Below are 23,236 nucleotides of genomic sequence, written 5' to 3' on the forward strand. Positions count from 1 at the left end.
CGGACGGCCGCCTCTCCACCCGGCCTGGGTGACCCGCAGCCCCGCCCGTCCTCGGACGCGCCGGCGGACACCGTCGCGGACACGGCGTACCCCTCGCCGGGACACCGAACGGACAGCGAGTTGACCATTGGTAGCCACTTGGCGACGTGGAAGCGACAGGCTCTAATAGTTCAAGCCACCCCGGGCCGGCTGACGTCGACTCCTGGCACGGGGTGGCTACCAGAGGTGACTGATCATCGCTGCGGGCCGGCGGCTTGAGGCGTCGCCTCCCGCCTGGCGGGGTGAAGCCGGGCGTGGACCGGCCGGATCACCCGGCCGCCGCGATCAGGCCGGCGTGATGCCCTGGGCGAAGCGGAACAGGTCGTCGGGGTCGTAGGCCCGCTTCACCTGCCGCAGCCGATCCAGGTTCGTCCCGTAGTACGCCTGCGCCCAGCCGGCGAGCTCGGGGTCGATGTAGTTCTGGTAGGCGGACTGGGAGACGAACGGCGCCGTCGCCTCGACGGTGGAACGCAGCCAGCGGCGGTTGGCCTCCTGCGCGGCCGGCGTGGCGTTCGGGGCGTAGCCGGCGACGTACTGGGCGCTGGCGATCGCGCCGCGGTGGACGAACGCCGTGTCGCCCGGGGCGACCCGGTTGATCGCTCCGCCCCAGGAATCCAGGATCACCCCGCCCGAGCCCGCCCCGGCGGTCCGCTGGCGCTCCTCGACCGCGCCCAGTAGCACCTCGACGCCGCGCGACGGCATCGGCCTGTGCAGGAACGCCGACGCGGCCCGCTGGGCGACCCGTGGCAGTGTGCCGCCCGGCGTCCGGCCGCGCAGATGGCAGGTCTCGACCGCGCGGCCCGCGCAGCCGCCCTCGATGAGCATCGCCTCCAGGTGACCCCGGGTGGTGACGTAGGTCCCGGTGGGCCGGTGGCCGGCCGCATCGACCAGGTCGGCGAGCCGCGCGCGCAGGCCGGCCATCGCGTCGTCACCGGCACCGCCCGACAGCACCCCGCTCACCCGCAGCGTCGGGGTGCCGCCGACACCGGCCGAGGGCGCCGAAAAGGCGACGCATGTCGACCACAGGCTCTCCGGTGCGCCGCCGGGAGCGGAGATCCAGTCCTGCCACGCGGCCACCACGTCGGCGGCGCCATCCCAGGCCCAGCGATAGGTGAACAGCACCAACGGCGTCGCCCGGTGGGGGGCGAAGGTGAACGAGGTGACGATGCCGACGTTGCCGCCGCCCGCGCCGCGCAGCGCCCAGAACAGATCCGGCTCGTGGTCCGCGTCGGTGTGCACCACCTCCCCGGAGGCGAGCACCACCTCGGCGGAGACCATCCGGTCGCAGGTCAGGCCGTAGCGCCGGCCGAGCACGCCGATCCCACCGCCCATGGCGAGTCCGGCGATGCCCACGGTCGGGCATGAACCCGCCGGCAGCGCCAGCCCCCCGCGCGCGAGACCGGAGTACACGTCGACGAGCAGGGCGCCCGCCCCGATCCGCGCGACCTGGCCGGGCGCCGCGGCCACCTCGGCCATCGGGGTGACGTCCACGACCAGGCCGGTCGTCGTCGAATAGCCGCCGTAGCTGTGCCCGCCGGCGCGGGCGGCCAGTGGCAGCCCCGTCCGGCGGGCGAACTCGACGCAGGCCTGGACGTCGGCGGTGGACGTGGCCCGGGCGACCGCCTGCGGTCGGATCGCGTCGAAGGCCGGGTCGAACAGCGTGCTGGCCGCGGCGTATCGCGGGTCCGCCGGGCGCAGCAGCGGGCCGGTCAGGCGCGCGTCGAGGGCCTGCCAGTCGACGGCGGAGGGTGCGGGACGGGTATCCCCGCGGCACCCGGCGAGCAGCGTGCTGCCCAGCCCGGCGCCGGCGAGCGCCAGCCCACCGCCCGCGGCCCGTAACACCGACCGGCGGTCGGGTCCGCCCACGCGTCCTCCCAGAGAGCCGTCCGCAACCCACCACCCGCTCGCCACTGTGTGCCACGGGCGCTCCGACCGGCCGGGGCAGCATCGACCTCCGGCCCGTGGAACCGACCGGGAGCGGCAGCGTCCGGCGGGCGGCACCGATCGGGCCTGCGGTACTGACCGTGACTGACCGGGCCTGCGGGACTGACCGGGCCTGCAGGTCTGACCGGGCCTGTGGTCTGACCGGAGGGCGAGACTGACCGGCAGGCAGGCCTGACCGGCAGGCAGGTCTCACGGCGAAGGTATGCCAATTCAGGCGGCGACGGCGCCTTGGCGGCACGAGTGGGCTGCCGGTGGCCGGTCGAGGCCCACGCGAGGACACCGAGCCGGGCGCCCACGACCGGAAACTCGGACCCGGACGGTCGGCTCAGCCCGGCTGGGCGATCATCGCGATCGTGCCGGCCGGGTCGATGCGCCGGACCCGGTCGTTGCCGTTGTCCGCGACGTACACGGCGCCGCTGCCGTCGACCACCACCGAACTCGGGTTCTTGAACTGGGCCGCCGTCGCCGGACCGCCGTCGCCGCCGGAGCCCTCGGTGCCGGTGCCCGCGATGGTGGTGATGATGCCGTTCGGGTCGATCTTCCGAACCCGGTTGTTGCGGTAGTCGGCGATATAGAAGGTCTTCCCGTCCGGTCCGATCGACAGGGATGGCACGTTCAGCTTGGCCGACCGGGCCGGGCCGCCGTCGCCGGCGTAGCCGGCCTCCCCGGTGCCGGCGATCGTGCTGATGATGCCGTCCGGGGTGACCTTCTGGATGGTGTCGCTGCCGAGATCGGCGAAGTAGAGCGTGCCGTCGTCGGTCATCGTGATGTCGTTCGGGCCGTTGATCTTCGCCTGGGTCGCCGCGCCGCCGGCACCGGTGTAGCCGGCGACGCCGGTGCCCACGTACGTCGTGATGATCCCCGCCGGGTCGATCTTCCGGATGCGGTGGTTCTCGTAGTCGGAGAAGTACACGCTGCCGTCGGGTCCGGTGGTCACCTTCTCGGCGCTGTTGAGCTGGGCCGCGGTGGCCGGGCCGCCGTCGCCGCTGTAACCCGCGGTGCCGGTGCCGGCGACCGTGGAGATCACCCCCGCGGGCGTGACCTTGCGGATGCGGTTGTTCTTCGCGTCCCCGATGTAGATGTTTCCGGCCTTGTCTCGGGTGGTGGAACCCGGGCCGTCAAGCTGGGCCGCGGTGGCCGGGCCGCCGTCGCCGGCGCTCCCGCCCGCGCCGGTGCCCGCGAAGTCGTTCTCGGCACCAACCGAGGTGATCTTCTGGATTCGGTCGGTCGCCAGGCTGGACACGAGCAGCGACCCGTCGGGGTCGAGGGCGAGGCTGTACGGGCTCAGCCCCTGCACGGTCAGCGCCTGCCCGCGGTACGCGGTGGCGACCCGAGGGGCGGCCGAGGCGGCGCGGTCGTCGCCTCCGCCGCCGGAGGTCGCCACGGCCAGGACGATGCCGACGGTGGCCGCCACGACGAAGGCGAAGACGATGCCGCCGATGATCCAGGAGGCGCGGATGCGCGTGCCCGCGGTCTGGTGGTGCCCGGCCTGCCTGGTCGGGTCGAGCGGCACGCCGCCCGGACGCGGGCCGAACTGCGCGCCGCCCGGTCCGCCGGCCCCGGGCGCGCCGCCGTAACCACCGCCCAGGGGGCGTGGCGGCGGCGTGTACGGCGCAGGCGTGTTTCCCGGCGGGTATCCGCCCCACCCGCCCGGTCCGGGCCCCTGGTTGCCCCGCACCGTGGGGGCGCCGGTGAACCCGGGGCCGCCGGGGCCACCGAGCCCTCCGGGGCCGCCGCCGGAACCCGGCTGGCCGCCGAGGCCGGCCGGCGTGCCGGGAAGCCTCTGGTAGCCGCCGGGCGGCGGGTAGCCACCAGCCCCCGGTCCACCAGCCCCAGGTCCGGAAGGCCCAGCCCCAGATCCGGCGGGCCCAGGCCCAGGCCCAGGACCGCCAGGCCCAGGCCCACTCCGGGCTCCGGGTCCGCCCGGTCCGCCCGGTCCGCCCGGTCCGCCTGGTCCGCCTGGTCCGCCGGGACCGCCTGGTCCGCCGGGACCGCTGGCCCGGCCCGGGCCACCGGCGCCGGCGGGGTTGCCGAACGCGCCCGGACCCGCCGGGTAGCCGGGGCGGGCCGGGCCGGATCCGTGGGCGGGTCCGGCCGGGTAGCCCGGCGCGCCCGAGAGCGGCGGCCGCGGGGTGGTCGAGACGCCGAGCGCCGCCTCGCGGATCTCGTCGTCCACCCGGACCTTGATCTCCGACCGGGACAGCCAGTTCGGCCCGAAGGCCCGGCTGCCGGCCCGGGCGAGTTCGAGGGCGAAGTCGGTCGCGTCCGCGAACCGGGCGTTCGGGTCCTTCGCCAGCGCCCGCATGATCACGGTGGAGATCGGCGGCGGAACCGTGGTGAGCGGCTCCGGCATGACCGTCAGGTGGTGGTGGGTGAGCGGCTGCACCGCCATCTGGCGGCCGAACAGGGGCCGGCCGGCGATCATCTCGTAGAGCACCCCGGCGAGGGCGTAGAGGTCGGTCGACGGGAACAGTCGCACGCCCATGATCTGTTCGGGGGCCATGTACCGCGGGGTGCCGAGGATCGCGCTGGCGGTCGTCTCCGCCCCGTCGAAGATCTTGGCGATGCCGAAGTCGGTGACCTTGAGCAGGCCGTCCCCGGCGAACATGATGTTGTCCGGCTTGACGTCGCGGTGCAGCACGCCCTGCGTGTGCGCGTTGGCCAGGGCCGCGGCGGCCGCCAGGCCGATCGAGCAGGTCGTCTCCGGGGACACCGGACCCGTGCTGATCCGCTGCTTGAGGGTGCCGCCGGAGAGCAGTTCCATCACCAGCAGGCAGGTGCCCTCGTGCTCCACGTAGTCGTGGATGCGCACGATGTGCGGGTGGTCCAGTTCGGCCAGCACCCGGGCCTCGGCCAGGAAGCGGGCGCGCAGATCGGCGTCGTCGGAGGTGTCCAGCAGGATCTTGATGGCGACCTTGCGTCCGATGAGTCGGTGCTGCCCGGCGAGCACGAGCCCGTAGCCACCCCGGCCCAGGTCGCCCTCGACGGTGTAACCCGGAAGCGCCGCCTCCACGAGTGATCTGTCAATCAACAAGGTTCAGATCCGTCCGTTAACGCCGTCGGGCAGCCCGCCGCACCGCCGTCCCCGTCCCGACCGCGGCATCCTGGCCTGCAATGACGCCTTCGTCGGGTTCCTGGCGATCCTACGACCACGACCTTCCCATTCCGCCGCCCGTCCGGGGGCGCCCTGTGACGTCGGATCGGCGACATGTGCATGCTGCTGGGGCCGACGAGTGTCGGCGCCGCCACGGTCCGGATGATGCGACAGGTGTCGGGATGATGCGACAGGTGTCGGGATGACGGGCAGGAGTCCGGATGACGTGCCACGGACACCGATGGTGGTTGTGGCGGCAACGTGTTGAACCTGCGAGGAAGGGCGTCCCACGTCATGTCGACAACCGAGTCCGCCGCCCTGGCGGCTCCGCCCGACATCACCGCGACGGAGGAATGGACGGCGCTGAGGGCGCATCTGCGTGAGATGTCCGAGGTGTCGCTGCGAGGTCTGTTCGACGCCGATCCCGCCCGGGGTGAGGCGTTCACCGCCGAAACGGACGGCCTCTACCTCGACTACTCCAAGAACCGGCTGACGGCACGCACCGTCGAGCTGCTCGTGGCGCTCGCGCGCCGCGCCCGGCTCACCGAGCGCATCGAGGCCATGTTCCGCGGCGAGCGGATCAACGTCACCGAGAACCGGCCGGTGTTGCACGTGGCGCTGCGGGCCCCGGCGGGAACCCGCATCGAGGTCGACGGCGTGGACGTGGTGCCCGAGGTGCACCGGGTGCTCGACCGGATGTCCGCGTTCGCGGACAAGGTGCGTTCGGGGGAGTGGCGCGGGGCGACCGGCGAGCGGATCACCACCGTCGTCAACATCGGCATCGGCGGCTCCGATCTGGGTCCGGCCATGGCGTACGACGCGCTGCGCGACTACTCCGACCGCGGGATCGCGGTCCGGTTCGTCTCCAACGTCGACCCGACCGACGTCTGGGAGGCGACGGTCGACCTCGACCCGGCGCGGACCCTGTTCATCGTCGCGTCGAAGACGTTCACCACCCTGGAGACGCTCGCCAACGCGCGGGCCGCCCGTTCCTGGCTGACGGCGGCCCTCGGTGAGGACGCGGTTTCCCGGCATTTCGTCGCGGTCTCGACGAATGCGGAGAAGGTTGCGGCGTTCGGCATCGACACCGAGAACATGTTCGAGTTCTGGGACTGGGTGGGCGGCCGTTACTCGGTCGGCTCGGCGATCGGCCTGTCCGTGATGATCGCGATCGGGTCGGCGGCCTTCCGTGAGTTCCTGGCCGGGTTCGCCGCGATGGACACGCACTTCCGGACCGCGCCGTTCGAGCGGAACCTGCCCGTGCTGCTCGGGCTGATCGGCGTGTGGTACCGCGACTTCCACGGATTCACCGCGCACGCCGTGCTGCCCTACAGCCAGTACCTCAACCGTTTTCCCGCCTATCTCCAGCAGCTCGACATGGAGAGCAACGGCAAGAGCGTCGATCTCGCCGGCCGGCCGGTGGGGGCACAGACCGGCCCGATTGTCTGGGGAACGCCCGGGACGAACGGCCAGCACGCCTACTACCAGCTCCTGCACCAGGGGACGACGATCGTCCCGGCCGATTTCCTCGGCTTCGCCCAGCCGAACCATCCTGGCGTGGGACCGGCGGACGGGCCGGATCAGCACGCGCTGCTGCTGGCCAACTTCCTCGCACAGACCGAGGCTCTCGCCTTCGGCAAGAACGCCGAGGAGGTGGCGGCGGAGGGGGTCGCGCCGGAACTCGTCCCACACCGGACGTTCCCGGGTAACCGGCCGACCAACACCCTGCTCGCCCCGAAGCTGACCCCGTTCGTGCTCGGGCAGCTCATCGCGCTGTACGAGCACAAGGTGTTCACCCAGGGGACCGTCTGGGGCATCAACAGCTTCGACCAGTGGGGCGTCGAACTCGGCAAGGTGCTCGCCGGGCGGATCGTGCCGGAGCTGACGGCCCCGGACTCGCAGCCGCGCCACGACAGCTCGACGAACGCGTTGATCAGGCGCCTGCGCGGCGCCTGAGGGCCGCCGGACGGGCATCGGGCCGACCTCGTCATGTTACTCTCCGTAAACAGTTCGGGGGGGCGGCCCCGCACGGTGACGAGGACTTCGGGGGGCGGGGGCAGCATGCGGGTCGACGCCGGAGCCCTGACCATGTCCGTGCGGCGGTCGGGCGAGGATGTGGTCATCGAGCTCGCCGGTGAGCTCGACACCGCCGGCCGGCTGCGGTTCCGGGAGCAGATCGGCGAGCTGCTGGGCCGGGGCGGGGGGACGGTGACCGTGGACGTCGCGGGCCTGCGCTCGATCGACATCCCGGGGCTCGCCGCCCTGCTCCGGGCCGATCTGCTGCTCCGCCGCGTGCACTGCGAGCTGCGGATCTCCTCGCCGACCCCGGCGTTCGCCGCCCTGGTGCACGAGACCGGCCTCGACGGTCGCCTCCGCGTCGGCGAGGGCGCTCGCCGACGCTGACTGCCGCCGTCAGCCCGCGAGTGGTGGGGGGCTGGCGGCGGGAGCCGGCTGGGAGCGGTCCAGCGGGTGGGTGTGGGCGGCGGAGACCGCGGCGGAGCTCGCCACCGCGGCCGCCAGGCTGGGCGCGAGGCTGGGCGCGGTGGTGTTCCGCGGAGCGCGGACGCCGTCGTCCGACATCACTGTCCGTAGCGTGAAGCGGAGCGGGGCGGTCGGGACGTCGTCTGTCCGGAAGGGGCCCATAAGTGCCGGATACGGCGGGAACCCGCCACCGGCGGGGTTCTCGGTGCCGCCCGCGGCCGCGGACCCGACCGCGGCGGCGGCCTCCTCGGCGACCCGGGACAGCATGCTGCGTGAACCGATCAGTTTTTTCTCGATCCCACCCATCATCAGCATTCCAGCCATGACGAGAAGCGGAAATCCAAGCACCATCAGCAGGACGGGTGGTGTGAGACTCACCGAAAGACCCCCAGGCCGACTTACGGATCCGATCGACGCCGCCGGCGCCGTACCGTATGCCTTCCCTCCTACCCCGGTTGCTCACATCCGGGCGGCCATCTCACCCGACCCGGGTATCCCCCGGGGTGGGGTGGAAGGTCACCGATCTGTCCACCCCCGGTACTGTTCCCGCGGGCGGTTCGCTCGTACGCTTCGAACAACATGTCTGTGCGGCCCGTACCGTTGCCCGCCTACAGCGGCCGTCCCGGGGTCGGTGATGCGGACCTGCTGGCGCGGCTTCATCTGCTTACCGAGCAGGTCGACTACGCCCTCGCCGAGATCGTCCTGCGGCGCGCCGCCTACCGCCGGGCCTGCGAGGAGGAGGCCGACTGGCAGTGGTCGCCGTCCGGGGTCGAGGCGCTGAGCCGGCCGGCGGTCGCCGAGGCGCTCGCCCGGCAGCTCGCCGCGGTCGAGCGGCTGCGGCTGTGGGCCCAGGAGCTGCACTGGCTGCAGGAGCAGGCCCGGCTGCGCGGCCTGCTGCGCTGACGGCCCGGGTTCCAGGCCCGGTGGCGACCTAGGCCCGGTGGCGACCTAGGCCCGGTGGCGACCCAGGCCCGGTGGCGACCCAGGCCCGGTGGCGAGCTCAGCCGGACAGCGACGATGGCCGGTCGAGGGTCTCGAACAGCCGTCGCCCGAGATTCGCCGCCGCGATGTTGCCGCGTTGCAGGTACCGGGTGATGCCGGCCTCCATGCTCTCCGCGGCGTCGTCCTTGCGCCCGGCCCGGTAGAGCACCTCCGCCCGCGACAGCAACGCGTGGCCCTGCCCGTCGACGTCGTCGGTGCGCCCGGCGAGGTCGACGGCGGTGTCGGCGAAGCGCAGCGCCTCCGCGTCCCGGCCGCGCAGAGACAGCAGCCTGGCGTGCACCCCGCACCAGCCGGCCTGGGCGGGTAGCTGGTCGGCCGCGGCGGCGTCCCGGCAGCGGGTCACGTACTTGCCGGCGTCGTCGACCTTGCCGAGGCGCACCAGCACGTCCGCCAGCGCCGCGGCGCGGTTGGCCAGCAGCGCCCGCTCCCCCATCCGGGACAGGGCCCGGCAACTGCGGCGCAGCTCCCGCTCGGCGACGATCAGCTCGTCGGCGAGCAGGGCCACCCGGGCGACGATGAACCCGCCGTGGAACGGATCGGCCCGCGGGGCCCGCAGGTCGTGGACGATCTCCTCGGCGGCCTTGAGGTGGATGCGCGCGCCCTCCAGGTCGCCCGACATCGCGGTAAGGACGGCGAGCTGGGCGAGCAGGGCGCGGCGCAGGGCCCGGTCGTCCCCGGCCGCGTCGAGGGCCTCGCCGGCGCGCGCCAGGCTGCTCGCGACCGGCCGCGGCCCCCAGCTCATCAGCAGCGTGAGTTCGCGGCGCAATGACTGCGCCGCCCGCGGCACACCGGACTCCTCGGCGTGGCGCACGGCGTTCTCCATCGCCCGCTCGGACGCGGCGAACTGGCCGGCGGCCAGGTAGGCGTTGGCCTGGCTGCGGCAGGCCAGTGCCGCGCCGACGTCGTCGCCGGAGCGGACGAAGTTGGCCAGCGACGCTGCGGCCTCGGTCAGGGTGGTCGCGACCAGGCCCTCCGGGTCGGTGGAGAACAGCACCCGCAGATGGGCGAGCCGGGCGTGCGCCCGCAGCCCATCCTCACCGGCGCGCCGGGCCCGCTCGGTGACCTGGCGAAGGATGCGTTCGGCGTCGGAGAACCGGCCGAACGAGTGCAGCGCCCAGCCGAGGTCGATCTCGGCGCGCAGCCGCAGCGGGTCGGTCTCGGGCAGCAGGGTGATGGCACGCTTGAGGAGCTGGGCGGCGCCCGTCTCGTCGCCCTGACGCACCCGGTCGGCGGCCTCGATGAGGCAGGTCGCCGCGGACCTGCCCAGCTCGACGGTCTCCGCGTCGCGCTGGCCGATCTCCACCCGGTAGCGGAACGCCTGCTCCAGGTGGTAGCCGACGAGTTCGTCGTGTTCGCCCGGGCCGCCGACAAGTCGGGCCTGCAGCCAGTGGGCGAACTGCTGGTGCAGATCGGCCCGGCGGCGCTTGGCGGTGGACTCGTACGCGCAGTCGCGCAGCAGGACGTGCAGGAACCGGAAGGCCTCGACGCCGGGCAGGTCCGAGCGGTCGGGGTGGACCAGCTCCTTGCGGACCAGGTTCAGGCAGTGCACGGCGACCATTGCCCGCTCGGCCGGATCGGACAGGTCGATGACGGCGTCGAGGTAGAAGCGCTCCCCGACGACGGCGGCGCGTTCCAGCACGCGGCGCTCGGGCGGGTCGAGGCGGTCGAGCCGGGCGGCGAGCAGCGAGGAGATCGTCGGCGGTACCGTCACGTTGCGCAGGCTGCCGGTGGCGATCCAGCGGCTGCCCTCCCGGCGTAGCAGCCCGTCGTCGACGAGGGCGGCGACCATCTGCTCGACGAACAACGGGTTGCCGGCGGCCGAGGTGGTGATCCGGGTGACCAGCGCCGGATCGAGGTCGTCGGAGCCCATGAGGCTACGGATCAGGCGCTGGCAGCGGGCCTCCGTCAGCGGGGCGAGCAGCATCGAGGTGGCGTTGAACTTGCCGCCGCCCCAGTCCCGTCGGTCCTCCAGCAACTCCTGGCGGGCCAGGCAGAGCAGCATGATCGGTGCGTCGCGCGACCAGTCGGCGATGTTCTCGATCAGGTCGAGCAGCGTCGGCTCGGCCCAGTGGACGTCGTCGAACCACAGGATCAGTGGCCGGCGCGCCGCCAGGGCCTGGAAGAACGAGCGGACCGCCCAGAAGCTCTCCTGCGGGCCGAGTTCGGCGCCGCCGAGCCCCACCAGCGGGGCGAGCGCCTCGACGATCTCGGCGGCCTGCCCGACGCCGTCGAGCAGCTCGCGCAGCCGGCGCCGGCCGTCCGGGGCGGCCTCGTCGGCGGTCAGCCCGGTGGCCTGGCGCACCATCTCCATCAGGGGCCAGTAGGCGATGCCCTCGCCGTAGGACAGGCAACGGCCGGTGAGCACCGTGGCCCTGGTGGCCATGGACGTGCAGAACTCGCCGACCATCCGAGACTTGCCGATGCCCGCCGAGCCGAGCACGGTGAACAGGTGGCAGGCGCGCTCCTCGACGACCGCCTCGAACGCGTCCTGCAGGCGGCGGCGCTCCCGGTTGCGGCCGATCACCGGCGCGGTGAAGCCGTGGATCTGCGCCCGGCTGCCCGGGCCCGCCGTCGGGTCGACCAGGCCGGTGAGCCGGTGCACCCGCAGTGGGTCACGTTTGCCCTGCACGACCAGCGGGCCGACCGGGGTCACCGTGACGCTGTGGCGGATGAACCGGTGGGTGGTGTCACCGATGAGGATCTCGTCCGGCGGTGCGGCGCTCTCCAGCCGGGCGGCGACGTTGACCGCGTCCCCGGTGACGCCGCCGCCGGCGACGGTGACCTCACCGGTGTTGATCCCGATCCGCACCCGCAGCCGCAGGCCCCACTTCTCCTGCAGGTCGGCGTTGAGCGCCTCCATGGCGGCCCGGATGTCCAGTGCCGAGCGCACGGCGCGCAGCGCGTCGTCCTCGTGCAGCACCGGGATGCCGAAGACGGCGAAGACGGCGTCGCCGATGAACTTCTCGACCGAGCCGCCGTGGTTGTAGATCACCTCGCGCACCGTGGTGAAGAACCGCCACATCACCTGTTGCAGCGGTTCGGAGTCGATCTTCTCGCCGATGTCCGTCGACCGGGCGATGTCCACGAACATGATCGTTACAGTCTTGCGCGCCCCGCTTCCCGCGGTGGGCAGGGGGTTCCCACACCCGGAGCAGAAGCGCGCCCGCTCGGGGTTGTCCTCCGCGCATGTCGGGCACGGCACCATGTGCCGGATGGTAGGCCGATCTCGGGCCGGCGCGGTGGGGGATGCGCCTACCCGACGCGTCGGAGGTGATCCGTCCCACACTGGTGCCACATTTCTGCCCCGTCCGTACGGTGGGCCCGCGGGGCGGGGTGATCGGTCCGGACCGCGTGGGCCGCCGGCTGCCGGGCGAGATGCCTCGATCACGAGGACAGGTCCCGTCCCACCGCGAACAGCCCGGCGACCAGGGCAAGAATCCCCCAGCCGACGGCACTCGCCAGAGAGGCGGTGTCAAGTTCGGACGTCGGCCAGGCCAGCACGCCCAACGGTGCGGTGACCGGTCCGCGGAAGCGGGTCGCGTCCAGCAGCGGCTCGAACGCGCCGCAGCAGCCCAGGGCGAGCAGCGCGCCCGTCGATCCGCGCAGCAGGGTGCCGGCTCCCACGCCAACGGCGCCCGCCGCGCACACGGTGACGGCGACGATCCCGTAGGCCGCGGCGACGTCGGCCGGGCGGTCGAGGTGCATTCCGGGTCTGCCGTAGCGGACGGCCCCGACGGCGAGCCACCCGGCGAACAGCGCCGCACTCAGCACCAGGCCGACGGCGGCGACGGCGAGGTACTGGGCGATCGTGATCCGACGGCGCCCCGGAACGGCGAGGAACGCCAGAGCCGCCGTTCGGTGACGGTACTCCTGCGCGACAACGAGGACACCGAACGCCATCATGGCGTAGCCGGTGAACAACCCCGAGCGCGACCGCAGCCCGTTCCAGCTCGCCGCCGCGTCCTGGCCGGCCCACAGCATCGGTGGCACGTGCAGGATCAGGACCGCCGTCAGGGCGACCGGCTGCCAGCGACTGCTGGCGATCTTGAACAGCTCGGTACGCACCAGCAGGCCTGTTCCGGCCTGTCGTCCGGGCATCTCAGCGGGCACCCTGCGGTGGCCCCGCCCGGCCGGCTGGGCCGCCCGGACCGGGTCGCCCGTCTGGGCCGTCCGGCCCGGCTGGGCCGTCTGGGCCGTCCAGACCGTCTGGGCCGTCTGGGCCGGCGGCGCCGGGGTTGGTCAGTGCGAAGTAGATCTCCTCCAGGTCCTGGCCGTGGGTGTGCAGTTCGACGAGCGCGATCCCGTGCCGGGCGGCGACCCGGCCGACCCGCTCGGCCGTTCCGGCCGGCAGCCGCAGCCCGTCGCGTCCGACGATGGTGGGGACCAGACCCTGCTCCGCGAGCAGGCCGGCCAGCCGCGCCGCGTCGGCCGTGCGCACCTCGACGTGGCCGCCTCCCAGCCGGTCCGCGGGCGCGTCGAGCACGACGCGACCCCGACTGATGATCACGATGTGGTCGACGGTCTGGCCGACCTCGGCGAGGACGTGGCTGGACAGCAGCGCGGTGCGTCCCTCGGCCGCCCACGACCGCAGGAAACCCCGTAGCCACCGGATGCCCTGCGGGTCCAGGCCGCCGGTCGGCTCGTCGAGGATGAGCAGCGCGGGATCGCCGAGCAGGGCCGCGGCGAGCGCCAGGCGGCCCCGCATGCCGAGGGAGAACCCGCCGGTCGGGCGGTCCGCGGCGGCGTCCAGCCCGACCGTCGACAGGACCTCGTCCACCCGGCGCCGGCCGACGCGCAGCGGCAGCGCCAGGGCGCGCAGGTGGTCACGGGCGCTGCGGCCGGGATGGGACGCGCTGTCCAGCACCGCGCCGACCCTGCGGGCGGGATGATCGAGGTCACGGTAGGCGTGACCGAACACCAGGGCCGCTCCGGAGGTCGGGGCCACCAGGCCCAGCAGGGCGCGCAGCGTCGTCGTCTTCCCGGAGCCGTTCGGGCCGAGGAACCCGGTGACGTCGCCCTCGCGAACCGCGAAGCTGATGGTCCGCACGGCGTGATGCGACCCGTATCGCTTGGTCAGGCGGTCTACCTGGACGACGGCGGTGACGGGAGCCTCCCGGCGGATCGTCCGATCGGGGCGACCTCTACGGTAGCGGCTCGCTCCCCGCGGTCTCCCGTTGGGCTGCCCCGGAAGGGGTGGGTCCGGGCGCGGCGGGTACGTGCCGCGGGATGGACGCCAGCAGCTCGATGAGCTGGGCCCGCTGCGCCGCGGTGAGATGGCGGGTGAAGCCGGCCACCGTCGCCGCCCGCCGACGGCGGCCGACGGCGAGCGCCTCCCGGCCCGCCGGGGTGAGCGCCAGCAGCACCGCACGCCGGTCGGTGGGATGCGAGCGGCGCGCCACCAGGCCGTCGGACTCCAGGTCGTCCACCGTCTCGGTCATCGTCCGGGGCGCCACCGCGACCGCGTCCGCGAGGTCGCGCAGCCGGCAGGGCCCGCTGTCCGCGAGCAACTGCAGGACCTTGAACCGGCGCAGGGTCAGCCCGACGCTGGCCCGCAACGCCTCGTCGACCGCGTTCCGCACCTGGTGGCCGGCGGCGAGCAGCAGGTTCACGACCTCGTCGCCGGTGTCCGGTGGCGGCATCCGGGCGCCCTCCTCGTCTACGGTGGTGATGGCGTTATCTTAGGATGGTATTCCTCATAGTGAGGGTACCTCGCCAATGAAGGAGTCCCACGTGGATGCCCTCGCCTGCCTCATGACGCGTCGCACCGCGACCCGACTCGTCGAGCCCGGGCCGACGACCGAGCAGCTCGCCGTCCTCCTCGGCGCCGCCACCACGGCGCCCGACCACAAGATGCTGCGGCCGTGGCGGTTCGTCGTCGTCCGCGGCGACGCGCGGGCGACCCTCGCGGGCGCCATCGCCGCGGCCGCGCAGGCCGTCGGCACCCTGCCCGAGCCGGTCGTGCGCAAGGCCGCCGGCAAGGCCACCCGCTCCCCGGCGCTCATCGCCGTCGTCGCGGCCCGCGTCGAGTCGAAGGTGCCCGTCGCCGAGCAGGACGCCTCCGCCGCCGCCGCGGCGCAGAACATCTGCCTGGCCGCCCACGCCCTCGGCCTGGCCTCGGCCTGGAAGTCGGTGCCGCTGCCGGACAGCGCGCAGGTCCGGGCTGCCTTCGGGCTGGCTGACGGCGAGGAGCTGGTCGGCTGGGTCGAGCTCGGCACGCAGGCCCAGGCCGCGCCGCTGCCGCCGCGGCCCGCGGTCCCGCTCGACCAGGTCGCCGCCGAGCTGGCCGTGGACGGCACGCTGCGGCCCGTCGCCGCAGCCGTCCCGGACCAGGTCGCGACGACCGCCGGGGCCGTGCAGCCGGTCGGTTCGGCGCGCTCGGGCCCGGTCGGGTAGGTGGCCGCGATTCGCGTGCTGCGCCCCGCCGACGTCCACGACGGCGGCGCGTGGATTCGACCTCGTCGGCTACCTGCTCGCCGGGGGTGGGCTGGCCGGCATCCGGTACGCCCTGTCGACCGGCCCGTCTCAAGTCCTTCGTCTTCCTGCTGACCCAGACTGCGGCTTTCGCGACCGTCACCCCGGCTCGCACCGGCGACGCCTCGGCGCTGTCCACCGCCCAGCGGCAGCTCGCCTCCGCGTTCGGCGTCGCGCTCGTGGCCACCGTTCTGGCGCTGCCGGCCGCGGGCTTCGGCGCGGCCGACGCGCCCGCGAGACGTTGGGCCCTCCTCGTCCCCGTGGAGCTTGCATTGGTGGTGGCGGAACTTGCATTGGTGGTGGCGGTGCTTGCGTTGTGCGTTCGTGACGTGGAGGCGGCCGCGACAATGCGCAGCGTTGCCCAACGGGTCCCCACATCGCCGGGAACGAGCCCGGACGGCCCAGTTCCCGGCAAGTTGCCCCGGCGGGAGCAGGAGGCTACCTAAGCTGGACCGGGGGCCTTGGTCGGCCGGGCCCGAAACCGGGTATGACTCGGCTCCCGACCTGCGACGGGAGGTTCGCCGTGAGTGGTGCGCAAGCACCGGGACGGCACGGGTCCGCCCGCCCGCGTCCGGGGAACGGCCGGCCGGCCGCCCGTTCGGGCCCGGGGCGGCTCGGTCTGGCCATGACGGGCGGACTGTTGCTCGCGGTTCTGGTCGGCTGCTCGGAGTCCGGCTCGACGGGCGAGGACGTCGCCGCCCGGTCGGACACCTCGGTCACAACCAGCCCCTTCCCGCCGGACCAGGGCACGTCGGCCGCGCCCGCGGCGACCCCGCCGGCCGCCGGGGGTGCCACCGAGTCGGCGAGCGCCGCGCCCGACGGCGCCACGGCCGGCGGTGGTTCGTCCGGCGCCTCCGGGTCCGGGGGCGCGGCTGGGTCGGGGGGCGCGGCTGGGTCGGGGGGCGCGGCTGGGTCGGCCGGGTCGGGTGCGGGCGCGGCGCCGGCGGCTCCCGGGGCGAGCCCCGCCCCCGGCGCGACCAGCGGGGGTGCCGGCGGGGCCGCCGCGACCACTGCGGTGCCGACCCCGCAGCCGTCGGCGGTATTCCTCGGCGAGGCGTGCGCGCCTGACCGCAGCAAAGCCCCGGCGATGGCCGTCAACGGCCTGGTGCTGTACTGCGTCCCGGCCGACGGTGGTGCGTCCTCCGCCGTCGGTGGTGTGTCCTCCGCCGACGGCCGGTGGTCCACCGAGCCGCCGACGTCCTCCGCCCAGTCGCGGCCGGAAGAGGGCGGGTCGTGCCAGCCGGCGGACGTCGGCCGGGTCCTGCGGGACTCCGCCGGGCGGCCGGTGTCCTGTCTGCGGGACCCGAACGGCCTGCTGAGCTGGTCGGACGTCTCCTGAGCGACCGCGGAGGGGTCGGCCAGCCCGCGCTCAGCCCCGGCGGCGGGCCCGGCGGGTGGTGAGGGCCTCCGCGAGCGACCAGGCACCGGGCAGCACGAGCGCGCCGAACACGGTCGCCCAGGCCCAGGGATGGTCGGCGAGGTAGGGAACCGCGTCGTCCTCCAACCAGTCGAACAGCCGGTCGTGCAGCACCGGGAACACTCCCGCCGCCGCGATCACCGCGATCAGCCCGGCGGCGAGCACGGCCAGCCCGCCGGGCACCCGTCGCCAGCTCGTCAGCCCGATCATCAGCAGGCCGAGCAGGGCGACGAGGATGCCGAGTCCCCCGACCACGCCGGAACTGACCACACCACCGACGATCCCCAGGACCACCAGCGCCGCCCCCAGCCCGATCACCACCCGCCGCCGGCCATGGGACACGTCCCGGACCAGCTCCCAGGCCAGCCGCGCCGCCGTGCGCACCACGAACGCCGCCGGTCGCAGGGGCCGCGGCAGGATCCGCATCGTGGCAATCCAGGCGGCGACCACGGCGACGATCTGGACCAGGTCGGTGACGAGGATCGGGCCCTGCGCCCGGTCGGTGATGCGTTCCGCCGGGACCTGGCAGGCCCGCAGCACGTCGTCCACGGCTCGCGGCGCGAGCATTCCCGGTGCCACCGGCACCCCGCTGAGGCCCGGCGGTCGTGGCGGGGTTGACGGTTGTGAGGTGGCGGTCGTGGCGGGTGGCGGCTCCTGCGCGGTCGCCGGCGCTCCCGCGGCCCGCTGCGATGCTGCGACCCGGGCGGCTGCGGCAGCCGCCAGCGAGATCACCTCCGCACCGGTGGAAGCACCCGCCATCGTCCCGTCAGCGTTCCCGGCCGGGGAGGTGCTGGTCGGCGGCTTGGTGCTGGCCGGTGGGGTGCTGGCCGGTGGGGTGCTGGCCGGCTCGGGGGCGAGGGCTCGGTCGACGGCGGCGAGGAAGTCGGCGGTGGGTCGCGGATCGAGGCCGGAGTCGTTGTCCTGGCGGACGGCCCGGGCAAGGCCGACGAGCTCCTTGGCCGCGATGTCCCGCTGAATTCCGGCGGCCACCCAGGTGGCCGTGACCGGCAGGCTGGGCGGCACCGGCGCCTCCGGATCGGCGAGGAAGGCGAGTTCGTCGAGCGCGTCCTGCGAGACGGGGGTGCCCGCGACCTCGGCGAGGTCGTCGACGAGCGCGACCAGCCAGCCCCGCCGGGCCAGCGCCGCGGTGCCGGCGACCCGCCCGTCGTCGGCAGCACCGCCTGGGCCGGCCGGGGGGCCGGTGGGCACGGCGAGGTCCCGCCGCAGCACGAGCCGGCGCGGGTCGAGCAGGATGCGCACGAGCCAGCCAGCGCCGTCGAGCCGCCCCCACATCCAGTCGTTGGCCCGCCAGGAGGACTTCGCGAAGGCGCCGAAGTTGCCCAGTTGCAGGCCCGTGATCTTGTCTTCGGCGAGGCGGNGGGCGGGGTCGAGGGCGGTCGGAAGGTCGGCGCTGATCTGAACGAGCTCGACCGGCTGGTCCAGCACGCCGCCGGTCGTGGCGCGTTCGACCAGGTGCAGATCGAGCAGGGCGATCAATGCGTCCGCACCGGTCGTCGGCAGGTAGTGGACGAAGTCGGTGAGCGTGCGGGCGGCGAGCGCCCGGCGCTGCCCGACGCTGAGCCCCGCCGGCTGGATCCCGGGCCCCGTGGGGGGTGGTGTGGGCGGGGTCCAGCGGCGGACGAGGGCGGCGATCTCACCGCGCAGCTCGCCGACGACCGGCGCGAGGGACGCCCACCCGGACCCCGGCTGCGCCGGGTTGTCGGGCCCCGCTGGGTCGTCGGGCCCCGCTGGGTCGTCGGGCCCCGCTGGGCTGCCGGGGCCCGCCGGGCTGGTGGGCCCCGCTGGAACGCTGGGCCCCGCTGGGCTGCCGGGGCCCGCTGGAACGCTGGGACCCGCTGGAACGCTGGGACCCGCTGAATCCGCCGCCCCCGCGGGATCGGAGCGCAGCCACCGGCGGGTCGCCTCCTTGAGGACGTCGAGCAGCGGGGCTCCGGGCATCGCGGCGAGGGTCTCGCTGACTGTCGTGAACACCCCCGGCCGCGGCGACGAGGTGTAGAGCGAAGCGGGCCCGCGCGCGTCCGCGGTTTCCGACCCGGCCGCGCACCCCCCTGCGCGGCCGGATCCGGTGGGGTGCGGCGGGCTGCCGGATCCGGCCAGGGCGGCGTCGTGCACGGCGGCGGCGAGCCGGGCGAGGCGGGCCCGCTCGACCGGCTCGGGGCACAGCACGTACCCCTCGTTGATCATGGAGACGAGGATGCCCCGGACACCGTCGAGGGCGGGCTGACCGAGCCGCCACAGCTCGTCGAGGTCCCCGACGCCCGGTAACCGGCCGGGCAACGTCTCCAGGACGGCGCCGCTGGCGGCGTTGGTCATCCGGGCACGGCCCGCGGCATCGGTGCGCAGCGCATCGGCGTCCGGCGGGCGCGGCAGGTCCGAGCGGTCGGTGAGCACGCGCAGCAGCGCCTCGATGACCGGCGTCGCGATCTGTTCGGCCACCGCGCGCCGGTAGGCGTCGTAGACGCTGTCGTCGGCCAGCCGGGCCGAGCCCGCCGGAGCCAGCCGCAGCAGACGCCGGCGGCCGGCCCGGGCTCCGCGGACGGCCTCGTTGTGCTCGCGCAGCGCGGCGAGGTCCGTGCCGATCGACTGGTTCAGGGCCGCGCCGAGCGCCCCCAGCAGGGTGCCGCTCACCGACGGCAGCGGCGGCGCTGGCGGCGCATCGGTCGCCCGCCCCGGCTCGGGCTGTGTTCCGCGGAACAGCCGGGTTCCGCGGAACAGCCCAGGCCCGTGTGTCTGGTGCGTTCCGTGTGTCTGGTGCGTTTCGGGGAGCTGGTGCGTTCCGGGGGTCTGCCGGTCACTGGGTTGCGCGTCGCGCGTCGCCGGGGTCGGACGGGGGGAGGGCACGACGTAGGTCAGCACCCGGCGGACCTGGCGTTCGGCGGGGCGGTCGAAGATGGCCGCCAGCGCCGGGCCGATCGGCCGGTTGACGAGGATCCCGCCGTCGGAGGCGTGGAAGGAACGGGCGGCGTTGACGAAGCGCGCCATGTCCGGGTGGGTGTCGTCGAGGGCGTGACCGACCGGCACGTAGGCCGGCTCGAACGCCCCAGGGAACGCGGAGCTGGCCCGGGCGGAGAGCGCCAGGCGTGGGATCGCCGCGGGATCGGTGAGGTCCGGTGTGCCGAACACGAACAGGCCCCGGTAGTCGACGTCGTACATCGTGCCGCCGAGCGAGTCGGAGTGTTCGGCGACCTCGCCCCGAAGGATCGTCGTCGTGACGAACACCGAGGTCGGCCGGGCGGCGGCGGCCTGCTGCGGTGCGGTCGTCCCGGCCACGGCGCCGAGGGCGGTGTGCAGGGCGGGCAGCACGGCGGCGTCCCCCCGCAGCAGCGACGGGTACGCCTTCTCGTCCGGGGTGCGCATGAGCGTGTCCAGCGAGCCCAGGGACAGCCACAGCTCGCGCAGCGGGGCGAGGTCGCCGTGACGGGCGTTCGCGAAGCCGAGCATGGTCGCGTTGATCCCGCCGGCGGAGGCCCCGGCGAGCACGTCCACGCTGAGCTCGACGTCGAGGATGGCCGCGAGCCGCGCGTACCGGGCGGCGACCGCGGCGTCGGCATCGTCGGCGCGGGTGTGCCCGGGGCTGGTGGCCAGGTTGATCTCGGTGGCGACTCCGCCCATCCACACGGCGAGGCTGGCGCCACCGGTCATGACGACCGCAAGCCGCACTTCCTGGGTCGTCTCGTCACGCATGGTGGCAAGGGTAGACGTGCCGGACATCGCCCGATCCGCGCTTGTCGCGGTCGGTGCGGATTGGTGGAGCTGTTTACTGCGTCGCCCTACTTGTCAACGGGTTACTCGTGGGTAGCATGGGAACACCGTACTCACGAGTAGCAAGCCGGTCCCGGCCGTGCGCGCCGCCCGGCGCTCCCGGAAAGGAGCCGTTCATGGGCCACTACCGGAGCAACCTGCGGGATCTCGAGTTCAATCTGTTCGAGGTGTTCGGCGTCGATCGCACGCTCGGCACCGCTCCGTTCGAGGAGATGGACGCCGAGACCGCGCACGAGGTGCTCGCCGAGCTGGAGCATCTGGCCACCGGCCCGGTCGCGGAGTNGTTTGCCGATGCCGACCGCAACCCGCCGACGNTCGACCCGGCCACCGGCTCGGTCACCCTGCCCGAGTCCTTCAAACGCTCCTACCGGACGGTCCAGGACGGCGAGTGGTGGCGGCTGTTCGTCCCGACGGACCTCGGGGGCCTCGGCGCGTCGCCGACGGTTGCCTGGGCTGCCGCGGAGCTGCTGCTCGGGGCGAACCCGGCCGTGTTCATGTACATGGCCGGTCCGACCTTCGCGGCGATCCTGCACCGGCTGGGCAACGAGTGGCAGCGCACACTCGCCGGCTACGCCATCGAGCGGCACTGGGGCGCGACGATGGTGCTCACCGAGCCGGACGCCGGATCCGACGTCGGCGCCGGCCGGACCCGGGCGGTCGAGCAGACCGACGGGACCTGGCACATCGAGGGCGTCAAGCGGTTCATCACCAGCGGCGACTGGGATGTTCCGGAGAACATCTTCCACCTTGTCCTCGCCCGGCCGGAGGGGCACGGCCCGGGCACGAAGGGCCTGTCGATGTTCGTCGTGCCGAAGTTCATGCCGGATCCGGCGACCGGAGCGCCCGGGGAGCGCAACGGCGTGTACGTCACCAACATCGAGAAGAAGATGGGCCTGAAGGTCTCCGCGACCTGCGAGCTGAACTTCGGCGAGCGGGCGCCGGCGGTCGGCTGGCTGGTCGGCGACGTGCATGAGGGCATCGCGCAGATGTTCCAGGTCATCGAGTACGCCCGGATGATGGTCGGTACGAAGGCCATCGCCACGCTGTCGTCGGGCTACCTCAACGCGCTCGACTTCGCCCGCACCCGGGTACAGGGCGCCGATCTCACCCGGTCCGCCGACAAGACCGCGCCCCGGGTGGCGATCATCAACCATCCCGACGTCCGCCGGATGCTCATGCTGCAGAAGGCGTATGCCGAGGGCATGCGTTCACTGGTGCTGTACACCGCGACGTTCCAGGACCGGGTGGCCCAGGCGGCGGCACGCGGCGAGAACGACGAACTCGCGGTCCGGATCAACGACCTGCTGTTGCCGATCGTCAAGGGGGTCGGCTCCGAGCGGTCCTACGAGCTGCTCTCGACCTCGTTGCAGATCTTCGGCGGCTCCGGCTACCTGCAGGACTACCCGATCGAGCAGTACATCCGGGACGCCAAGATCGACACCCTCTACGAGGGCACCACCTCGATCCAGGGCCAGGACCTGTTCTTCCGGAAGATCGTCCGGGATCGCGGGCAGGCGCTGACCGCCGTGCTGGGGGAGATCCAGACCTTCGTGAAGGCGGAGGCCGGCAACGGCGCCTTGCAGTACGAGCGGGAGGCGCTGGGAGCCGCGCTGGACGACGTCCAGGCGATGGTGGGTTCGCTGGTCNGCTACCTCACCGGTGCCGCCGACGACGCCCGGCAGGTCTACAAGGTGGGCCTGAACTCCACCCGCCTGCTACTCAGCATCGGTGATGTGCTCATCGGCTGGCTGCTGCTGCGGGGCGCCGAGGCGGCACTGCGCGCCCTCGACGAGGCGGGCACCGGCCCGGCCCGGGCCGGGCACCAGGGCACGGCCTTCTACCAGGGCAAGGTGGCCGCGGGCCGCTGGTTCGCGGCGAACGTGCTGCCCGAGCTGAAGGCGCGCCGGGCCGTGGTCGAGTCGACCGGGCTCGGACTCATGGATCTCCCCGAGGATGCGTTCTGAGCTCGATGATCCACGAGTCGCGGTGGGTCCGCGAGGGTTGCCACGGATCGCGGAAGGTCTCGCGCGGTCCGTGGCAATTGCCGGCCCGGCGGGGNTGTATTGGGCGGTTCCGCGGGTAGATGGGGCGGCATGGGAATCCCGTTGAGCCTCGCCTTCTTCGCCCTCGGCGCCATCCTCGCCTTCGCCGTCCGCTCCGATCCCTCCGGCCTCAGCCTCGACATGGTCGGCCTCATCATGATGCTCGTCAGCGCAGTCGGTCTCGGCATCACGCTGTACCAGAACCAGTGGCGCCGCAAGATCGTCGAGGAGTCGGTGGAGAGCGGCGTGCCGACGCCGATCTCGGTCGACGACACAATCCTGGTCGACCCGGTCACCCCGGTCGAGGCACCGCGTCGGCGTGAGCCGGACCTCACGCCCGAGGAGGACCGCAAGCTGAACTCCGCGCGCCACCCGGAGGCGAACCCCGAGCCGCAGCCCGTCGTGCACGTCGGCAGCGAGGAGCGCTCCGCGTCGCGGCGGTGAGCTCCTGTCTCCTGTCTCCTGCCGGGCCCGTCCGCCTGCCCGCCGCCGCCCGGCCCAGCTCCCCGAACGACCCGGCTCCCCGAACGACCCGGCTCCCCGAACGACCCGGCTCCCCGAACGACCCGTGATCCGGGTCCGGGGAACCGGGCTCCGGGCGGCTTGTTCGTCCGGGGTCGGCGTCAGGACGTGCGCAGCGGCGGGAAGGCCTGGTCCAGCTCGTTGCGCATGTCCCGCTTCAGCAGGTCGTCGGTGTCCGAGGAGGACTGCCCCTCCAGGAGGAACCGGGCCACCCGGAGCGTGAGGTCGACCCGTTCGGCCAGGTTCAGCGTGCCGGTGAACCGGCCGCTGGAGTTGGCGGAGGTCAGAACCTTGGCGACGAACTCGTCCGCGGCCTGAAGTGCCTCCACTCGCGTCATGGTTCCACCTCTTTGTGCCGGAAGCCGGTCAGAGGCGCAACCGTACCAGGGGGCCGACTGTGCGCCGTTGTGCGCCCCTCTCGTGTGCTTTGTGGCGTGCTGG

The 23,236-nt window shown here is 73.7% G+C and carries 16 protein-coding genes and 3 pseudogenes; 9 read left to right on the forward strand and 10 right to left on the reverse strand.

Annotation, left to right across the window (positions count from 1 at the left end):
• Nucleotides 1-324 precede the first annotated feature (324 nt).
• Both UK82_RS01025 and UK82_RS01030 read right to left on the reverse strand, forming a co-directional pair.
• Nucleotides 325-1,905: an FAD-binding oxidoreductase gene (locus tag UK82_RS01025; RefSeq protein WP_055406026.1), complete on the reverse strand. Its 1,581-nt coding sequence runs from the start codon at nucleotides 1,903-1,905 to the stop codon at nucleotides 325-327.
• A 403-nt stretch (nucleotides 1,906-2,308) separates the two neighbouring features.
• Nucleotides 2,309-5,017 (reverse strand): serine/threonine-protein kinase, encoded by a 2,709-nt coding sequence (locus UK82_RS01030; RefSeq protein ID WP_055406027.1) that lies wholly within the window; start codon nucleotides 5,015-5,017, stop codon nucleotides 2,309-2,311.
• Between the two features lie 354 nt (nucleotides 5,018-5,371).
• Between UK82_RS01030 and pgi the strand changes: the two genes are divergently transcribed.
• Both pgi and UK82_RS01040 read left to right on the forward strand, forming a co-directional pair.
• Nucleotides 5,372-7,033, forward strand: a complete 1,662-nt coding sequence (gene pgi, locus UK82_RS01035; RefSeq protein WP_055406028.1) for a glucose-6-phosphate isomerase — start codon at nucleotides 5,372-5,374, stop codon at nucleotides 7,031-7,033.
• Between the two features lie 105 nt (nucleotides 7,034-7,138).
• Complete coding sequence (locus UK82_RS01040) at nucleotides 7,139-7,480, forward strand: STAS domain-containing protein (protein WP_044885421.1); 342 nt, start codon at nucleotides 7,139-7,141, stop codon at nucleotides 7,478-7,480.
• Nucleotides 7,481-7,489: 9 nt separating this feature from the next.
• Here UK82_RS01040 and UK82_RS01045 read toward each other — a convergent pair whose 3' ends face one another.
• The gene (locus tag UK82_RS01045) at nucleotides 7,490-7,936 is read right to left on the reverse strand and encodes a hypothetical protein (RefSeq protein ID WP_044885422.1); all 447 of its coding nucleotides are present in this window, start codon (nucleotides 7,934-7,936) and stop codon (nucleotides 7,490-7,492) included.
• 201 nt (nucleotides 7,937-8,137) lie between these two features.
• Here UK82_RS01045 and UK82_RS01050 point away from each other — a divergent pair, with 201 nt between their 5' ends.
• Nucleotides 8,138-8,461 (forward strand): hypothetical protein, encoded by a 324-nt coding sequence (locus tag UK82_RS01050; RefSeq protein ID WP_082121896.1) that lies wholly within the window; start codon nucleotides 8,138-8,140, stop codon nucleotides 8,459-8,461.
• A gap of 97 nt (nucleotides 8,462-8,558) precedes the next feature.
• Here UK82_RS01050 and UK82_RS01055 read toward each other — a convergent pair whose 3' ends face one another.
• The 4 genes from UK82_RS01055 to UK82_RS01070 form a co-directional block, all read right to left on the reverse strand.
• Entirely contained in the window at nucleotides 8,559-11,765 is a 3,207-nt protein-coding gene (locus UK82_RS01055) for an AAA family ATPase (protein WP_044885423.1), read from the reverse strand.
• A 179-nt stretch (nucleotides 11,766-11,944) separates the two neighbouring features.
• The gene (locus tag UK82_RS01060; RefSeq protein ID WP_044885424.1) at nucleotides 11,945-12,658 is read right to left on the reverse strand and encodes an ABC transporter permease; all 714 of its coding nucleotides are present in this window, start codon (nucleotides 12,656-12,658) and stop codon (nucleotides 11,945-11,947) included.
• Nucleotide 12,659: 1 nt separating this feature from the next.
• The gene (locus tag UK82_RS01065; RefSeq protein WP_236705327.1) at nucleotides 12,660-13,607 is read right to left on the reverse strand and encodes an ATP-binding cassette domain-containing protein; all 948 of its coding nucleotides are present in this window, start codon (nucleotides 13,605-13,607) and stop codon (nucleotides 12,660-12,662) included.
• A 94-nt stretch (nucleotides 13,608-13,701) separates the two neighbouring features.
• Nucleotides 13,702-14,199 carry a MarR family winged helix-turn-helix transcriptional regulator gene (locus tag UK82_RS01070; RefSeq protein WP_044885425.1) on the reverse strand — a complete coding sequence of 166 codons (498 nt, stop codon included), beginning with the start codon at nucleotides 14,197-14,199 and terminating at the stop codon, nucleotides 13,702-13,704.
• A gap of 91 nt (nucleotides 14,200-14,290) precedes the next feature.
• Between UK82_RS01070 and UK82_RS01075 the strand changes: the two genes are divergently transcribed.
• From UK82_RS01075 to UK82_RS41800, 3 genes are all read left to right on the forward strand, one after another.
• Entirely contained in the window at nucleotides 14,291-14,953 is a 663-nt protein-coding gene (locus tag UK82_RS01075; RefSeq protein ID WP_055406079.1) for a nitroreductase, read from the forward strand.
• A 50-nt stretch (nucleotides 14,954-15,003) separates the two neighbouring features.
• Nucleotides 15,004-15,477 (forward strand): hypothetical protein, encoded by a 474-nt coding sequence (locus UK82_RS01080; RefSeq protein ID WP_201784149.1) that lies wholly within the window; start codon nucleotides 15,004-15,006, stop codon nucleotides 15,475-15,477.
• A 179-nt stretch (nucleotides 15,478-15,656) separates the two neighbouring features.
• Nucleotides 15,657-16,370 (forward strand): hypothetical protein, encoded by a 714-nt coding sequence (locus tag UK82_RS41800; protein WP_055406030.1) that lies wholly within the window; start codon nucleotides 15,657-15,659, stop codon nucleotides 16,368-16,370.
• Nucleotides 16,371-16,400: 30 nt separating this feature from the next.
• Here UK82_RS41800 and UK82_RS34845 read toward each other — a convergent pair.
• Both UK82_RS34845 and UK82_RS34850 read right to left on the reverse strand, forming a co-directional pair.
• Nucleotides 16,401-17,826 (reverse strand): DUF3376 domain-containing protein (locus tag UK82_RS34845; protein ID WP_236705328.1); only part of this gene is annotated, 1,426 nt, incomplete at its 5' end.
• Between the two features lies 1 nt (nucleotide 17,827).
• Nucleotides 17,828-20,180 (reverse strand): annotated as a pseudogene (locus tag UK82_RS34850) (patatin-like protein); the annotation flags it as partial.
• A 167-nt stretch (nucleotides 20,181-20,347) separates the two neighbouring features.
• On the opposite strand from UK82_RS34850, the gene UK82_RS34855 reads away from it, so the two are divergent.
• From UK82_RS34855 to UK82_RS34860, 3 genes and pseudogenes are all read left to right on the forward strand, one after another.
• Nucleotides 20,348-20,513, forward strand: a 166-nt coding sequence (locus UK82_RS34855) for an acyl-CoA dehydrogenase N-terminal domain-containing protein (protein ID WP_236705361.1), incomplete at its 3' end; no start/stop codon positions are given.
• A gap of 33 nt (nucleotides 20,514-20,546) precedes the next feature.
• A pseudogene (locus UK82_RS01095) lies at nucleotides 20,547-21,877 on the forward strand (acyl-CoA dehydrogenase family protein); the annotation flags it as partial.
• Between the two features lies 1 nt (nucleotide 21,878).
• Nucleotides 21,879-22,195: pseudogene (locus UK82_RS34860) on the forward strand (acyl-CoA dehydrogenase C-terminal domain-containing protein); the annotation flags it as partial.
• A gap of 701 nt (nucleotides 22,196-22,896) precedes the next feature.
• Here UK82_RS34860 and UK82_RS01105 read toward each other — a convergent pair.
• Entirely contained in the window at nucleotides 22,897-23,133 is a 237-nt protein-coding gene (locus tag UK82_RS01105) for a hypothetical protein (RefSeq protein WP_009741405.1), read from the reverse strand.
• Nucleotides 23,134-23,236 lie beyond the last annotated feature (103 nt).

Source organism: Frankia sp. ACN1ag, assembly GCF_001414035.1.
GTDB lineage: Bacteria > Actinomycetota > Actinomycetes > Frankiales > Frankiaceae > Frankia > Frankia torreyi.

Bases quoted from the DNA above. Each gene is read 5' to 3' on its own strand.
- UK82_RS01050 (WP_082121896.1), top strand. From the start codon at position 8,138: ATGTCTGTGCGGCCCGTACCGTTGCCCGCCTACAGCGGCCGTCCCGGG.
- UK82_RS41800 (WP_055406030.1), top strand. From the start codon at position 15,657: ATGACGGGCGGACTGTTGCTCGCGGTTCTGGTCGGCTGCTCGGAGTCC.
- pgi (WP_055406028.1), top strand. From the start codon at position 5,372: ATGTCGACAACCGAGTCCGCCGCCCTGGCGGCTCCGCCCGACATCACC.
- UK82_RS01040 (WP_044885421.1), top strand. From the start codon at position 7,139: ATGCGGGTCGACGCCGGAGCCCTGACCATGTCCGTGCGGCGGTCGGGC.
- UK82_RS01060 (WP_044885424.1), bottom strand. From the start codon at position 12,658: ATGCCCGGACGACAGGCCGGAACAGGCCTGCTGGTGCGTACCGAGCTG.
- UK82_RS01105 (WP_009741405.1), bottom strand. From the start codon at position 23,133: ATGACGCGAGTGGAGGCACTTCAGGCCGCGGACGAGTTCGTCGCCAAG.
- UK82_RS01055 (WP_044885423.1), bottom strand. From the start codon at position 11,765: ATGGTGCCGTGCCCGACATGCGCGGAGGACAACCCCGAGCGGGCGCGC.
- UK82_RS01070 (WP_044885425.1), bottom strand. From the start codon at position 14,199: ATGCCGCCACCGGACACCGGCGACGAGGTCGTGAACCTGCTGCTCGCC.